Origin of the sequence: Hyphococcus sp. (genome assembly GCF_965267305.1) — a bacterium.
GTDB lineage: Bacteria > Pseudomonadota > Alphaproteobacteria > Caulobacterales > Parvularculaceae > Hyphococcus.
On sequence record NZ_OZ253945.1, the window covers coordinates 842070 to 856794 of the forward strand.

At 62.0% G+C, this 14725-nt stretch carries 12 protein-coding genes; 5 read left to right on the top strand and 7 right to left on the bottom strand.

All coding sequences use genetic code 11. The features are described from left to right. Positions 1 to 45 precede the first annotated feature (45 nt). Positions 46 to 432 carry a hypothetical protein gene (locus tag ACQY5P_RS04000; RefSeq protein WP_428409556.1) on the top strand — a complete coding sequence of 129 codons (387 nt, stop codon included), beginning with the start codon at positions 46 to 48 and terminating at the stop codon, positions 430 to 432. Here the strand turns inward: ACQY5P_RS04000 and prfB are convergent. The 3 genes from prfB to ACQY5P_RS04015 form a co-directional block, all read right to left on the bottom strand. Then, positions 429 to 1536, bottom strand: a protein-coding gene (prfB, locus tag ACQY5P_RS04005; RefSeq protein ID WP_428409557.1) for a peptide chain release factor 2 whose coding sequence is annotated in 2 segments (ribosomal slippage) — positions 429 to 1466 and positions 1468 to 1536 — 1107 coding nt in all. Because the reading frame shifts where the segments join, the coding sequence is not laid out codon by codon here. The two genes, ACQY5P_RS04000 and prfB, sit on opposite strands and share 4 nt — an antisense overlap. Positions 1537 to 1616: 80 nt before the next feature. Further along, on the bottom strand, positions 1617 to 4121 hold the full coding sequence (locus ACQY5P_RS04010; RefSeq protein WP_428410627.1) for a penicillin-binding protein 1A: 2505 nt from the start codon (positions 4119 to 4121) through the stop codon (positions 1617 to 1619). A 528-nt stretch (positions 4122 to 4649) separates the two neighbouring features. Continuing rightward, positions 4650 to 5960 (bottom strand): N-acetylmuramoyl-L-alanine amidase family protein, encoded by a 1311-nt coding sequence (locus ACQY5P_RS04015; RefSeq protein ID WP_428409558.1) that lies wholly within the window; start codon positions 5958 to 5960, stop codon positions 4650 to 4652. A 741-nt stretch (positions 5961 to 6701) separates the two neighbouring features. On the opposite strand from ACQY5P_RS04015, the gene ACQY5P_RS04020 reads away from it, so the two are divergent. The 3 genes from ACQY5P_RS04020 to ACQY5P_RS04030 all read left to right on the top strand — a co-directional run bounded on the left by ACQY5P_RS04020 (position 6702) and on the right by ACQY5P_RS04030 (position 11978). Next, positions 6702 to 9494, top strand: coding sequence for an Rne/Rng family ribonuclease (locus tag ACQY5P_RS04020; protein WP_428409559.1), 2793 nt, complete (start codon positions 6702 to 6704; stop codon positions 9492 to 9494). A 130-nt stretch (positions 9495 to 9624) separates the two neighbouring features. Beyond that, positions 9625 to 11097, top strand: a complete 1473-nt coding sequence (locus ACQY5P_RS04025; protein ID WP_428409560.1) for a M48 family metalloprotease — start codon at positions 9625 to 9627, stop codon at positions 11095 to 11097. Between the two features lie 50 nt (positions 11098 to 11147). Further along, positions 11148 to 11978, top strand: a complete 831-nt coding sequence (locus ACQY5P_RS04030; RefSeq protein WP_428409561.1) for a DsbA family protein — start codon at positions 11148 to 11150, stop codon at positions 11976 to 11978. On the opposite strand, the gene ACQY5P_RS04035 is transcribed toward ACQY5P_RS04030, so the two are convergent. The 4 genes from ACQY5P_RS04035 to ccmA are packed head-to-tail and all read right to left on the bottom strand — an operon-like array spanning position 11975 to position 14152. Then, entirely contained in the window at positions 11975 to 12112 is a 138-nt protein-coding gene (locus ACQY5P_RS04035; RefSeq protein WP_428409562.1) for a hypothetical protein, read from the bottom strand. The genes ACQY5P_RS04030 and ACQY5P_RS04035 overlap by 4 nt on opposite strands. After that, positions 12112 to 12855: a heme ABC transporter permease gene (locus ACQY5P_RS04040; RefSeq protein WP_428409563.1), complete on the bottom strand. Its 744-nt coding sequence runs from the start codon at positions 12853 to 12855 to the stop codon at positions 12112 to 12114. The genes ACQY5P_RS04035 and ACQY5P_RS04040 overlap by 1 nt, the downstream gene beginning before the upstream one ends. Before the next feature lie 14 nt (positions 12856 to 12869). After that, positions 12870 to 13538 carry a heme exporter protein CcmB gene (locus ACQY5P_RS04045; RefSeq protein WP_428409564.1) on the bottom strand — a complete coding sequence of 223 codons (669 nt, stop codon included), beginning with the start codon at positions 13536 to 13538 and terminating at the stop codon, positions 12870 to 12872. Beyond that, positions 13535 to 14152 (bottom strand): heme ABC exporter ATP-binding protein CcmA, encoded by a 618-nt coding sequence (gene ccmA, locus ACQY5P_RS04050; protein WP_428409565.1) that lies wholly within the window; start codon positions 14150 to 14152, stop codon positions 13535 to 13537. The genes ACQY5P_RS04045 and ccmA overlap by 4 nt, the downstream gene beginning before the upstream one ends. A gap of 112 nt (positions 14153 to 14264) precedes the next feature. Between ccmA and ccmE the strand changes: the two genes are divergently transcribed. Then, complete coding sequence (ccmE, locus tag ACQY5P_RS04055) at positions 14265 to 14717, top strand: cytochrome c maturation protein CcmE (protein ID WP_428409566.1); 453 nt, start codon at positions 14265 to 14267, stop codon at positions 14715 to 14717. The last annotated feature ends 8 nt before the right edge of the window (positions 14718 to 14725 follow it).

A 14725-nucleotide genomic window follows, 5' to 3' on the forward strand; every position in this document is an offset into this window, starting at 1 on the left:
GCGCCGCGGCGTCAAACTCCGGAAGATCATCAGGGGGCGGATGTCATGCGCGAGCAACTGGACCAAACGCTTGAAAAGCTAGAGGCTTGGAAACAAACCGAAGCGGCGCAGCAATTTCATATCGTTGACCGGCGTTTCGGCCGCCTGTTTGGCGCCCTCAAGGCGGTAATGTGGACGTTCGTCGGGGCAACCGCCTGGCTTCTCGGCGATTTCACCCTCAAGAACACCGATGGCTGGCTCGGCGCGGCCAGCACAGTAATCGCAGCGGCCGCTCTTATCTATTGCGTTTGGCGCGCCTATCGCGGGCTCTTCCATGCGCCGCGCATGAGCGAAGTCTTAGTCGATCAAGTGATGGAGCGCGTGAAGCCCATGGAAATGGGCCTCGGCGCCGCCACGGAATTTCAGAAGCATTTCCGGAAGAAATCCGTCTAGGCCTCGCCGCCGACGCGCTGCGCCAGAGCCGCGCTCATGAACCCATCGATATCGCCGCCCAGCACCGCATCGGGATCAGTGTGCTCGACCGCCGTGCGCGTGTCTTTCACAAGCTGATAAGGCTGCAACACATAAGAGCGGATCTGGTGGCCCCAACCGATGTCCGTTTTCGACGCCGCAGACGCCGCCGCCGCTTCTTCGCGTTTTTGCAGTTCAAGCTCGTAAAGACGCGCGCGCAGCATGTTCCATGCGGTCGCGCGGTTCTTGTGCTGCGAACGCTCGTTCTGACACTGCACCACAATTCCTGTCGGATTGTGCGTGATCCTGACCGCCGAGTCCGTCGTGTTCACATGCTGGCCGCCGGCGCCTGACGCGCGGAAGGTGTCGACGCGGCAATCGCTTTCATTGATCTCGATGTCGATCTTGTCGTCGACGACCGGATAGACCCAGACGGACGCAAACGATGTGTGCCTGCGCGCATTGGAATCGTAGGGCGAAATCCGCACGAGACGATGAACGCCGGATTCGGTTTTGAGCCAGCCGTAAGCGTTGTGGCCCTTCACCTGAATGGTCGCGGATTTGATGCCCGCTTCCTCGCCGGGCTGTTCCTCGATGACTTCGACCTTGTAGCCCGACTGGTTCGCCCAGCGCATATACATGCGCAGGAGCATTGACGCCCAGTCGTTCGATTCCGTGCCGCCGGCGCCGGGATGGATTTCGACGAAACAGTCATTGGCGTCCGCCTCGCCGGAAAGCAGCGCCTCGATCTCGGCTTTCTGCGCGCGTGCATGAAGATCGGCGATCATCGCCTGCGCCTCGTCAAGGCTGGCGTCGTCGTCTTCCTCCCACGCCATTTCAGCAAGGCCCAGAAGATCGTCGAGCTCGGACTGGATCGCCCCCACCGCGTTCATCTGGTTTTCCAGCGCGGTGCGTTTTTGCATGAGCGCCTGCGCCTCTTCCGGCTTGTCCCAGAGATGCGGATCTTCGGCCTTGGCGTTCAGCTCGGCTAATTCTTTTTCGGATTTATCCCAGTCAAAGACGCCTCCTCAGCAGTTCGAGCGACTGCTTGATTTCGTCTGTCAGGGTCGTGATTTCGGCGCGCATAGTGTCTCCCGCGCAAGAAGCCGTTGGAATGGAAAACGGCCAGGAGCCGCTATCCGCGATATATGCGAAGGCTCGGCCCGCTAGTAAAGCCCGTTGAGGTCTTCTTCATTGTCCTGGGCCTGCGGCGCGGCGCTCAACGGATCGAGCGTGTAGTCGTCTTCCAGCGAGCGGCTGGAATTCGGGTCGTCTTCCGCCTTGAAGGCTTCGAGAATGACATTGGTGTCGCCGGCGCCCGCCGGTTTGCCTGTGCGCGCATTGACCCGCACCAGCCGCACGCCGGAGGGCACGCGGAACGGGATGCCAGCCTTGTCTTTCAAGGCCTCGACCATGAAGTCGGCGAAGATCGGCGCGGCGACGCTGCCGCCCGCCTCGCCCTGGCCCAGCGTCTGCGGCATGTCGAAGCCCACATAAACGCCCGCCGCGAGGTCCGGCGCAAAACCGACGAACCAGGCGTCCTTGTAATCGTTGGTGGTGCCGGTCTTGCCGGCGAGCGGCTTGTCGGTCTTGCGTCCGACGGCGCCCGCCGCGGTGCCGCGGCGGACAACGCCTTCGAGGATCGAGGTGATCTGGTAGGCCGTGCGCGGGTCCATCACCTGCTCGCGCTCGTCGGTAAGTTGCGGCTCGGACTGCCCGGACCAGAAATCGGTATTGCAGCCCTGGCATTCCCGTGTATCGCGCTTGTAGATGGTCTTGCCGGTGCGGTCCTGAATCCGGTCGATGATCACCGGCTCAACGCTCTTGCCGCCATTCACGAAGACGGAATAGCCGGCGGTGATGCGCATCACCGTCGTTTCCGCGGCGCCGAGAGAAATCGCCAATTCACGCGGCAGGCTGTCGGAGAGTTCGAAGCGGTCGACGTAGTCCATGATGCGGCCGATGCCGAGATCCTGCGCTAGGCGCGCAGTCATCGTGTTGCGCGACTGCTCGATGCCGAGACGCAAAGTGGAAAGGCCGTAGAACCGTCCTTCGATATAATTGCCCGGCTTGTACCAGCTGTCGACGCCCGGGGCGACGAAGGGCGCGTCAAGCACGGTCGATGAGGGCGTATAGCCATTATCGAGCGCCACCGAATAAACAAACGGCTTGAACGCAGAGCCCGGCTGGCGCTGGGCCTGCACCGCACGGTTGAATTCCGACATCTGGAACGAGAACCCACCCACCATGGCGAGAACGCGGCCCGTATGAGGATCGATGGCGATCAGCCCGCCATTGACCGCCGGCGTTTGGCGCAGCGCATAGGCGTTTTCCGGGGTCGGTTTTGCAGCAGCGTCCTCTGCCGCTCCTTCGGGTTTCGGCAAGGTCGCAGCTTCATATTTTTCCGCATAAACGACGTCGCCGGGCTTTAGAACGGCGGCGGCGGAAGTCACTTCCTTGCCGAGATTGTTGGCGGAAATATATTCACGCGCCCAGCGCATCAGATCGAGGGGAATGATCGCCGTCTCGCCGTCGGGGAAACCGATGCGGGCTTCTTTCGCATCGGCCGAAAGCACAAGCGCCGCGCGCCACGGCGCCATGTCATCGGAAATCTTGCGCGAATTTTTCAGATCATCGACGAGCTCGCTGAACGGTTCGGCCCACTCGCCCGGAACTTCCGGCATTGTGGAAATCGGACCGCGCCAGCCATGACGCTCGTCATAGGCCACAAGCCAGCGGCGGAGCGCTTCGCCGGCTTGTTTCTGGAGATGCGGATCGACCGTTGTCCGGACCGCAAGGCCGCCGTCGTAAAGCGCCTCGACGCCGTAAAGCTCGACGATCTGTTTGCGGACTTCCTCGGCGAAATATTCCATGGTCCAGTCGCGGGCGCCGAGCGGCGGCGCGATTTGCGCGCCTAGGGGCTGGGCCTGCGCCTCTTCCGCTTCCTCGGGCGTGATGCGCCCGTCTTCAGCGAGGCGTCCGATGACCCAGTTGCGGCGCTCTACGGCGCGGGCTTCGTTGTCGATCGGGTGATAATTGCTCGGCCCCTTTGTGATGGCCGCAAGATAGGACGCCTCTGCGATGGTCAGCTCGTCTAGAGACTTGTCGAAATAATTGAGCGCGGCGGCGGCGACGCCATAGGAGCGATTGCCGAGATAAATCTCGTTGAGATAGAGCTCAAGAATGTGGTCCTTGGTGAAGGTCTGCTCCATCTTCCGTGCAATGAGCATTTCCCGGAGCTTGCGCTCGACCTTCTGCTCGCTGGTCAACAGGAAGTTCTTCGCCACCTGCTGGGTGATGGTGGAGCCGCCTTCGAGACGGCGCCCGCGCAGGACGTTGCCGATATTCGAAATCTGCGCCCGCACGAGACCCCGGAAATCGAGACCCGCATGGTCATAAAAAGATTTGTCCTCAGCCGAGACAAAGGCGTATTTCACATGATCCGGCATCGCCTCGATGGGAACGAAGAGGCGCCGCTCGCGCGCAAACTCCGCCACAAGCGATCCGTCGCCCGCATAGACCCGCGTCGTCACCGGCGGCGCATATTCGGCGAGCTGCTGATAGTCGGGCAAATCCTTGTTGAGGTTGTGAAGATACCAGGCGGAAAATCCAGCAACGCCGATCAGTCCGATCGCCGCCGCCGCGAATGCGAAGCCGACAAACTTCAACATGGAAACCACCACTCCGCCGCCGCCATTTCCGTCTCTTGGCGCCGCTTCGGGCGCCTCCTCCGGCGCGGCGCGCCGCTTGGGCGCCGCGAGAGGCTCAGCCTTTTTCGGCGGCGGGGCGTCATCGACCGCATCCTCTTCGCCAAGAATGACTTCTTCGTCTTCCGGCGCTTCTTCTGCGGGTTCATCGTCGCGGGCGAACATGTCGTTCTCGATGGGATCGTCATCATCGTCGCGCGGCGCCGAGTGCAATGGCGCAGAGCCCTCTTCGGGCGCATCGCCGAATTGCAGGCGCTCGCCCTCTTCCGGCGGCGTTTTCTCGTGCTCGTCGTCTTTGTGATCGCTCATCGGTCTTTACGCTTGTTCCGGCTCCCGGCCCGCCTCCCCGGCGCGCCTCGCGCATTGCCTGTCCGGTCCCTTACTCTTCCCTCAGGGCCTACGCCGCCCCGCCATCGCCCTTCCTTATCGCATAATTTGGACGGCAGCGAGGCGCAATAGCGCCGCAAATCCCTTATTTTCGTAAGATTTAGCTTATTGCCCGGCGGCGGGAGAGAGCTGCGCCTGACGCTGGCGGCTCTCCGCCGCAAAATAGGCGTCGATTGAGTCGGCGACGGCGCCCATGACCCGGCTGCGCCAGACCGGAGAATTGAGATTCGCCTCATCCTTGGCGTTGGAGATAAACGCCATCTCCAGCAGCACGGCCGGCACATCCGCCGCCAGAAGCACCCTTAGATTGCCGTCGCGATGGGAGCGGTTCAGCATCGGCGTCTTGCCTGAGAGGTTGTTGATGAGGATTTGGGCGAATTTCGATGAGTTATTGAGCGTTACTCTTTGCGCCTGATCCAGAAGGATGTCGCCGACAACCCCGTCATAGTTTTTCAGGTTGAGATTATAGACTTCGCCGTCGCCCTCGGTTTTGACCATCTTGGCCGACCGCTCAGCGCCTTCCGCGGAAAGCGTGTAAACCGACGCTCCGCGCACTGCAGGCTGGTGAAGGGCGTCCGAATGAAGCGAGATGAAAAGATCGGCGCCGGCTTTGCGCGCAAAGGTCTCGCGGTCCTCAACACGAATGGTCTCATCCTTGCCGCGCGTCAGAACCACCTTGTAGCCGCCGCGCTCTTTCAGAATGTCCGCAAGCGCTTCGGCGGCCGCGTAGGTGACGTTCTTCTCAAAGGTGCCGCTCTGGCCCTGGGCGCCTGGGTCGCGGCCGCCATGGCCGGGATCGATCACAACCACCTTCTTTTCGGTGACGACGAAGGCGTCGTCTTTAACCGAAGGCGCCGGCGGAATGGTCACGGCGGCAGTCTGCGTGTCGGCTGGAACAGGGGCTTTCTGCTCCGGCGCGTCACCGGCCACCTGTTCGATGATGGCGGCGATGCTGTCCTGACGCACGGGCAGGCTGGCGAGAAACGCCGCCTTGTCTCCAGTCTGCAGATCGATGACGAGGCGGTGCTTGGCGACGCCGGGCGACGGCTCGATCACAAAGATTTCCTTGATCTTCGCCGTCTTCTTGAACTGGAAGGTCGCGCGCACGCCGGCCCGCCCTTCACGGGCGAAGCTCACCGCCGCGACATGGCCCATGCCATTTCTGGCGGCTGTCGCCCCTTCGAGATTGAGGAAATCCACGAATAGCCGGCCCTGCCCTAGATCGTCGCCGGAAATGGCGTATTGCGGCGCGCCCTGAAGATCAAAGACAATGCGGGTCGCATCCGCGGAAGGGCCGAAACGCACATCCAGTAGTTCGGCGGCGCGGGCGGCGCTGAAAAAACCGGCGATGAACGCGGCCAGAACCGCCCCGATACGCATAAGTCTTTGCGATGCTTTAAAGAATCCGGCCATCATCTGCCCATCCATACGCCTCGGAACGGCCAGGCTTCACGCCGCCGCTCCCGATCTCCGCCCTGATGCCCCGGAATTCCCCGAAGCGTCTTGTACAGGCGGCATTTTGATTTCACCAGCGTTAACGCTGCGTTAATCATTACGGATCGTTTGTCCGCATCTCCCATGCAATACTGAGTCGCGTTAACCATGGGTTTTCTTTTTCCCCGCAACCATGGCATGGTCAGAAACAGCTTGCGCGCCGTCGAAGCTTCGGCCAAACCGCAAGCTATTGATGTCACGACGCATAAGGTCCATCTAGGAAGTGGATCGAGGGTTGCTCAAGCCTTGCGCATCACAAGGAATTTTTCGGGAAAGAGGCTAAAAAGCCAGCCTTTCCAGAAACTTGACGCCGGCAGCTCCCCCAGCCGGCCCGCGCCGACAAAGCCAAGCCGGCAAGGCCAGGCCAGACTGCGCGAGGAGCAAAACAGGGCGCATTTTGCGCCATCCCGGCGGAAAGCCGGAACCTTAAGTCCAGCCGGTTCGCCGGCGCCAGTAATCCGCCGGATATATTCGGCAACCTCATTCGCCGGTCCGCCGGCACAGGAAAACAGCTTTCGCTGATGATAGTGACCGCCCCGATACTCTCCGCCGCCGCCCGACAGGCTACCTGTCCGGCGCGTGAGATGCTGCGCGCGGCGCCCATCCGGCGACACAACACATGCGATGCCCCGGCTGCGCCGCCGCATCGCGGAGCCCAATACAATGACGAAAAAAATGCTGATCGACGCAGCCCACCCGGAAGAGGTGCGCGTCGCGGTTCTCGACAACGGCAAGGTCGAGGACTTTGATTTTGAATCTGCGGCCAGGAAGCCGCTAAGAGGCAACATCTATCTGGCGCGCGTGACGCGCGTCGAGCCCTCGCTTCAGGCGGCCTTTGTGGAATATGGCGGCAACCGCCACGGCTTCCTCGCCTTTAGCGAAATCCACCCCGACTATTACCAGATCCCCGTTTCCGACCGGCAGGCGCTGCAAAAAGCGGAGGCGGAAGTCGCTGAACTCGCCTCGCAGCTCGAGCTCTCCTCGCGCGGCGACGACGATCATTTCGAGGACGATGAGGATCACGATCACGACCATGAGGGCGACGGCCGCCGTCGCGCGCGCAAAGACGATCACGAAGAAGATCACAGCGAAGACGAGGAAGAAGCGGCGGACCGGAATCTAAAGGCAGCTTCCGACGACGCCGACGATCACGAACACGGCGCTGATCCGGTCGACGAGATTGAGGGCGCCTCTTCCGACGACGAAGAGGAAGAAGAGGAAGAAGAGGACGGCGAAGAAGACGAAGACGGCTCTTCCGTTGCGGTGAAAACCAGGGAAGAGGATGACGCCGTACAGCAAGAAGAAACCGTCGAAGCCTCAGAAGACGCCGATGAAGCGGACGATGATGACGACGCTTCCGATGACGAAGACGCAACCGTTGAAGCTGTCGCTGAGGAAAGTTCCGACGACGACGCTGAGGAAGACGAAGGCGACGAGGAAGAAGAGCCTGAAACGCCGGAGACCAAGCGCACTAAAGCGAAAGAACGCGAAGCTCTTTTCGAAAAATACAAAGACGCCAAGCGCCGCCGCTCGCAGCTCCTGCGCAATTACAAAATCCAGGAAGTCATCAAGCGCCGCCAAATCCTGCTCGTTCAGGTCGTCAAGGAGGAACGCGGCAACAAGGGCGCAGCGCTCACCACTTATATGTCGCTCGCAGGCCGCTATTGCGTCTTGATGCCCAACACCGCCCGGGGCGGCGGCATCTCCCGCAAGATTCCTCATTCCACCGACCGCAAGCGCCTGCGCCGCGTCGTTGACAGCCTCGACGTGCCGCAAGGCATGGGGCTGATCATCCGCACCGCAGGGGCGAAGCGCACCAAGGTCGAGATCAAGCGCGACTACGATTATCTCCTGCGCCTGTGGGAGAACATCCGCAGCCTGACCTTAAAATCGATCGCGCCGTGCCTCATCTATGAAGAAGCGAGCCTCATCAAGCGCGCGATCCGCGACCTTTACGACAAGGATATCGGCGAAGTCCTGGTGGAGGGCGAAACCGGCTATCGCGAAGCCAAAGACTTCATGAAAATGCTGATGCCGAGTCATGCGAAGTTCGTGCAGCCCTATAAGGGCACGGCGCCGATCTTCCTCAAAAACGGCGTCGAACAGCAGCTCGACGGCATGTACCAGCCGGTCGTGCGCCTGAAATCAGGCGGCTATATCGTCATACACCAGACCGAGGCGCTGGTCGCCATCGACGTGAACTCGGGCCGCGCGACGCGCGAGCGCAACATCGAGCAGACGGCGCTAAAGACGAATATCGAAGCGGCGTACGAGGCGGCGCGCCAGTTCCGCCTGCGCGACCTTGCCGGCCTTATCGTGCTCGATTTCATCGACATGGAAGAGCAGCGCAACAACCGCAAAGTCGAGAAGGCACTGAAAGACGCGATCAAGCATGACCGCGCGCGTATCCAGCTCGGCCGCATTTCCAACTTCGGCCTGATGGAAATGTCGCGGCAACGCCGCCGTTCCGGCATTGTCGACGGCACGACGCAGGCCTGTCCCACCTGCTCCGGCGCCGGCGTCATCCGCTCTGCGGAAATGGCCGCGCTCAGAATTCTGCGCGCCGTCGAAGGCGAAGCCGTCTCGGGCCGCGCCGGAATTATCTCCGTTCATGCCTCTCTCGATGTCACGGTCTATGTTCTCAACCATCACCGCGACTGGCTGAAACGCATCGAGGATGCAAACGGCGTCACTATTCAGCTTATTCCGGATACGGACCGCGCCGGCGATGATTATTCGCTGGAAAAGTCCGGCATTCCGCGCGAGCGCGCTGAAACGGCGCAAGTGATCCGCGCCGACCAGACCGAACTCGTCGAACTCGACGAGGAGCCGGAAGCCGAAGCCGCCCCAGCCCGCGATGACGCGGACAGCGACGAGCAGGGCGGCGAACGCAAGAAACGCCGCCGCCGCCGCCGCCGCAAGGATCGCGACAGTTCCGAGGCGCGCGAAGCCCGCGACGTGAGCGAAACCAAAGAAGATGAAGGCGACGCCGAAGAAAGCGACGGCGCCGAACGCGAAGCCCGCGACGGAGAAACCGGCGACGAGGATGGCGACAAGCGCCGCCGCCGCCGCAGAGGCCGCCGCGGCGGCCGACGCAACCGGCGAGGGCGCGGCGATGGTTCAGAGGAAGATCAGAACGCGCTGGAAGGAAAAGACGCCTCTTCAGATGAGGGTGACGACCAGTCCGTAGAGACTTCTGAGGAAACGCCTGGTCCAGCCGTCGAGGCAGAGGCAGAGGCCGAAACGGAAACCAGCGCGGCGCCGCGCGCCAATGGCGCGGCCCATGAAAACGGGCATGACGCGGCGCCTGCTGAAGAAACTGCGGCGCAGGACCAGGAAAACGCCGCGGCGGAGCCCGAAGAGGAACAGGCCCCCGCCGATCTCGCCGGGACCCCGCAACCCGCCGTTGAAAAACCGAGGAAAAAGGGCTGGTGGAGCCGCGGCAGCGACGCCTGACTGGCTTTTTTTGACACGCTCACAAATGCGGCGCCGAAGCGCGCCGCATCTCGAAATCGCCGCAATGCGTCAGTAAGATAGGCTCGCGTGCGCCAGGTTTGGCTGAGGGGGCGTGCGAAAGGGTTAAGGAATGGCGTTGAAGACATTCGGGTTGCGTTTGCGGAAATCTTTGGCCGCCATGGCTGCGCTTGTTACGGCGGCGGCCCCTGTGGCTGCACAGGCGCAAGGGATTTCAACACTGCGCGACGCCGAAATCGAAGCCTGGCTCGAGGATTATTCACGGCCGATCTTCGCAGCCGCCGGCCTCAACCCCAAATCCATCGAGATCATCATCGTCAACGATCCGAGCTTCAACGCCTTTGCGGGCGGGCGCTATATGGGCGTCAACACGGGCCTTTTCACCTTCGCCAAGACGCCCAACGAAATCGAAGGCGTGATCGCGCACGAAGCCGCTCACCTCGCCGCCAATCATTCGGCGCGATCGGCGGAGGCCATGGCGAATGCAGGCAAGCCGATGATCCTCGGCCTTTTGCTTGCCGGCGCGGCGATCGCGGCGGGCTCGCCGGAAGCCGGCATCGGTCTTCTCGGCCTCGGCCAGAACATCGCCATCAAGGATTATCTCGTCTATAGCCGCAGCCAGGAAGGAACGGCGGACCAGCTTTCCATCACCTATCTCGACCGGCTCGGCAAATCGACCAAAGGGGCGATGGAAGTCTGGAGCCGCATGCGCAATTACCAGATCATCACCGGTCAGCGCATCAATCCGTTTCTGCAATCGCACCCGCTGGCCAATGACCGCTACGCCGCCCTGCAAACCCGTGCGATGGAATCGCCTTACTTCAATGAGGTGGACAGTCCGGAGGATATTCACCGGCTGAACCTCATCCAGGCGAAAATCAAGGGCTTTCTCCACGACCCGCTGCAGACGCTGCGCGATTATCCGTTATCGGATCAATCGGATCCGGCGCATTATGCGCGCGCCGTCGCCTATTACCGGCATTCCGAAATCGACAAGGCGCTCGCTGAAATCCAGACGCTGACGGCCGCGCATCCTGACAATCCTTACTTCCATGAACTCGAAGGCCAGATCCTCTTCGAATATGGCCGCACCAACGAATCCATCGCGCCGCACCGCAAGACGGTGGAGCTGCTCCCCGACAATGCGCTGATGCGGGTCAATCTTGCGCGGTCGCTGATCGCCTCTCATGAACCGGATCTTCTTAAAGAGGCGACCACGCACCTGAAACGCGCCGTCGCCAAGGAAAAAGACAACGGCTTTGCCTGGTACGAGCTCGCCCGCGCCTATGCCGAGCAGGGAGAGACCGCAAAGGCCGATCTAGCGACGGCGGAATCGCGTTTCCAGTCGGGCGCGCATCCCGACGCCAATCATTTCGCCCGGCGCGCCCTGCCCGGTCTTGAGCGCGGGACAGCGGAATGGCGTCAGGCGATGGACATCATTCTGGCGACCCAGCCCGCCGAAGGCGCGCCGCCGCTCCCCTCCGCCGATCCCGCGCCGCGACCCTTGCCGGCGCCGGAAGACCGCCAGCCGCAGGAAAAGAAAAAACCGGACGTGCCCGATCCGGTTGTCATCGACAGCAATTAACCTATCAACGATCCGGATCATGGCGCGCGAGGCGCGCAAAGGGGACAGGAATGAAAACCATGCTCAACGCCAAAACCGCCATCGGCGCGGCGCTTGCCGGCGCGTTTGCCCTCGGCGCGCTTGCGGTTGGCTACTCCGCCGCCCAGCAGAAGGACGAAAAACCCAAAGCCTCGCATGCGAAAGTCAGCACCTCTTTCTCCGAGACCGAGGAAGAAGAGATTGGAGACATTGTCCGGGCCTATCTGATGGAAAATCCGGAAGTCATCATCGAGGCGGTCGAGGCCTACCGGGTTCAGTTGCAATTGGCGGAGGTGGACCGGGCGAAAACCGCCGCAGCGCAAAATCTGGCGCTGCTGCTCGATCCCGCGACGAGCCATGTGGCCGGCAAAAATCCGGACACCGCGAAAATCGCCGTGATCGAAATGTATGATTATCATTGCGGCTACTGCAAACGCGCCGCGCCGCTCATCACTGACGTTCTGAAAAAAGACGCCGATGTGAAGATCGTTTTCCGCGAACTGCCGATCCTGCGCGAAGAGTCCGCCTATGCGGCGGAAATGGCGCTGGCCGCACGAGATGACAAGAAATTCCTCGATTTCCATTTCGATATGCTCGGCGCCTCTGGCGTTCTCACCGAAGACCGTGTCGACGCCATGGCGAAAAAGCACGGCCTTGACGTCGCCGCCATGAAGAAGGAAATCGCTTCCGGCGCCATTCCGGACATGATCCAGGCGAACCATCTGCTTGCGCAGGAAATGGGCGTCGACGGCACGCCGGCGTTCATTGTTGCGACGCTCGACGGGTCTTACGTCGATGTGATGATCGGCTGGAGCGAAGAGCGGCTGAAAGACATGATCGCCGAGGCGAAACAGGCGGGCTAATCCTGCGCCGCCTTTTCGTCGGCCTGCGCCTTTTTAAGCCGCGCCATGCGCCAGGCGACAAGCGCGCCGATGGCGATGACGGAAACTGCGTAAGCCGCCAAAATGTATGGCGTCGTATGGGCGCTGAAATCCATCAGACCGCCTCCGCCGTCGTCGGGCGGCTCGGTTTGCGCGCGCCTCGCGCCTCAAGCCGCTGGCGGATCAGCGCCGCGCGCATGCCAGCAAAAACCAGCCATGCGAACAGCGCCGTATAGGCGACCGCAGTGGCGAGCAGCGGCCACAACATGCTCGGATGGATGGTCGGCCCGTCAAGGCGCATGACGCTCGATGTCTGATGCAGCGAATTCCACCAGTCGACGGAAAATTTGATGATCGGAATGTTGATGAAGCCAACTAGCGCAAGGATGCGCGCGAAACGCGCGGCGCGCGCTGTCTCCGGAACCGCCTGCCACACCGCCATATAACCGAAATAGATAAAGAGCAGGAGCAGCATGGAGGTGAGCCGCGCATCCCACACCCAATAAGCGCCCCAGGTCGGCTTGCCCCAGACAGCGCCGGTGAAGAGCGCCAGCGCGGTGAAGACTGCGCCGGGAAGCGCGGCGGACCGCGCCGCCACATCGGCGAGCGAATGGCGCCAGACAAAAGCGATGAGGCTCATGGCGGCGATGAAAGTGTAAGACGCGAGCGCCGTCCACGCCGCTGGGACATGCACATACATGATGCGCGCCGAATCACCCTGTTGATAGTCCGCGGGCGCCATGAAGAGCCCCGCATAAAGACCGTAAACCGCGCCAATCACGAAGACGATGAAGGCGGCGGGGCCGGCGCCGCGGGCGAACGCTTCGAATTTCGCTGGATTGGAAAACCGGCTCCACATGAAACTTGTCGCTCCTATTCGAGACTGACGCGTAAGGCGGCGATGGCGAACACCGGCGTCGCCGCCGCCATAAACAGGCTAAGGGCGCCCAAAATCAAGCTCTCCGGTCCGAAGAGATCGCCGCCTGCAAAGAACGCCTTCGTCGCGGTGACGCCGAAGACTAGCACCGGCGCGGCAAAGGGCGCGGCGATGATCATGGCGAGCAGTCCTCCGGCGCGCAGGCCAGTGCTCAAGGCCGATGTCAAGACGGCGATGAAGAGGAGCGCCGGCGCGCCGATGAGAAGCAGCAGCGCCGCGCCGAACCCTTGGACCAAGGAAACGCCGAGCATGGTCAGAAAAAAAGGCGCCGCGATAATGAGCGGCGCAGCGGCGGTCAGCGCCAGCAATGCCGTTTTGGCGAGCGCATAAGGCGCCAGTTCTCCCTGCTCCGCCGCAATTACTCTCAAGGAACCGTCATTCATGTCGCGTTCAAAGAGATCCGCCGCCGCAAACTGAATGGCGAGCGCCGCGGCGAGCCATAAAGCCGCCGGCGCCGCGACGGCAAGCGCGCTAAGCGACGGTCCGAACGCAATGGCGGCGAGCGCCGTAAACACCGCGAAGAAGAACAGCGCATAGAACCATCCGCCTCCCGAACGGAAGGCGATTTTGAGATCGCGGTTTAGAATAGCGAAAGCGAGGTTCATCGCGCGAGCTCCAGCCGCTTGAACCCGTCACCGAGATCGTCATGGGTCGCGACAATGGCGATCCCGCCCCGCGCCAGATGATCATCGATCAGCTTGCGGATGATCTTGGCGCCCTCGCGGTCGACAGCGGCTGTAGGTTCATCGAGCAGCCAGACCTCGCGGTCGCCGAAAAGCGCGCGCGCCAGATCAACACGCCGCCTTTGCCCCGCCGACAGACGGCCAGCCCGCAAATGACGAAACGAAACCGCGTCAACCGCAGCGAGCGCCGCGCCCACATCGCCGCCGCCGGAAGCCTTCGCCCAGAACCGCAAATTCTCTTCCGCCGTCAGGGCCGGTTTTACGCTGGCGTCATGGCCAAGAAAGAAAAGGCTCGCCTCCGGCGCCGCAGCGGCGGCCTCGCCATCAATGCGCCAGGAGAGCGCGCCCTCGACCGGGCGGACCAGCCCTGCAAACATCGAAAGAAGGCTCGACTTGCCGGAGCCGTTGGGCCCGAAAAGCTGCATCCCCTCGCCCGGCGCCAGCGAAAACGTCACGCCGCGCACGATGGCCGACCCGGCGCGATCGCACCCGGCATTCTCGGCGGCAAGGGAAATCGCGCGACGGTAAGGGCTCATGGCCTCCGTCTTTACGGCAATTCGCCGGGGTTTTGACAGGCGAAATCCCCGCGACAATCGGCCCGGAACGAGTTCATTTGGCGGGGGCGGCGCGCAAGGCTAAATAAACCCCATGAAACCGATCCACCGGAACCGGCGCCTCGCGCTTGTGGCGGGCGGAGGCGTCCTTCTCGCCGCCGCCGCCGCGCTCGTCTTTACGGCGCTTCAGCGCAACATTTCCTATTTCTACACGCCGAGCGAAGCGGCCGAAGCCGCCATCGCGCCCGGCGCGCGCATCCGTCTTGGCGGACTCGTGGAGACAGGCAGCCTGAGCCACGGGGACGGCCTCGAGATTTCCTTCCGGGTGACCGATGGCGGCGCGACCATGCCCGTCGCCTATTCGGGCATAGTTCCCGATCTTTTCCGCGAAGGTCAGGGCGTCATCGCCCAGGGCGCTTTTAACGAAGACGGCGTCTTTGTCGCCAGCACCATTCTCGCCAAACACGACGAGAATTACATTCCGAAAGAGCTTCAGGGCATCAGCCACGAATTGAAGCCTGCGGACGAGGCGCCCCTGACAAACTAAAAGGCCAC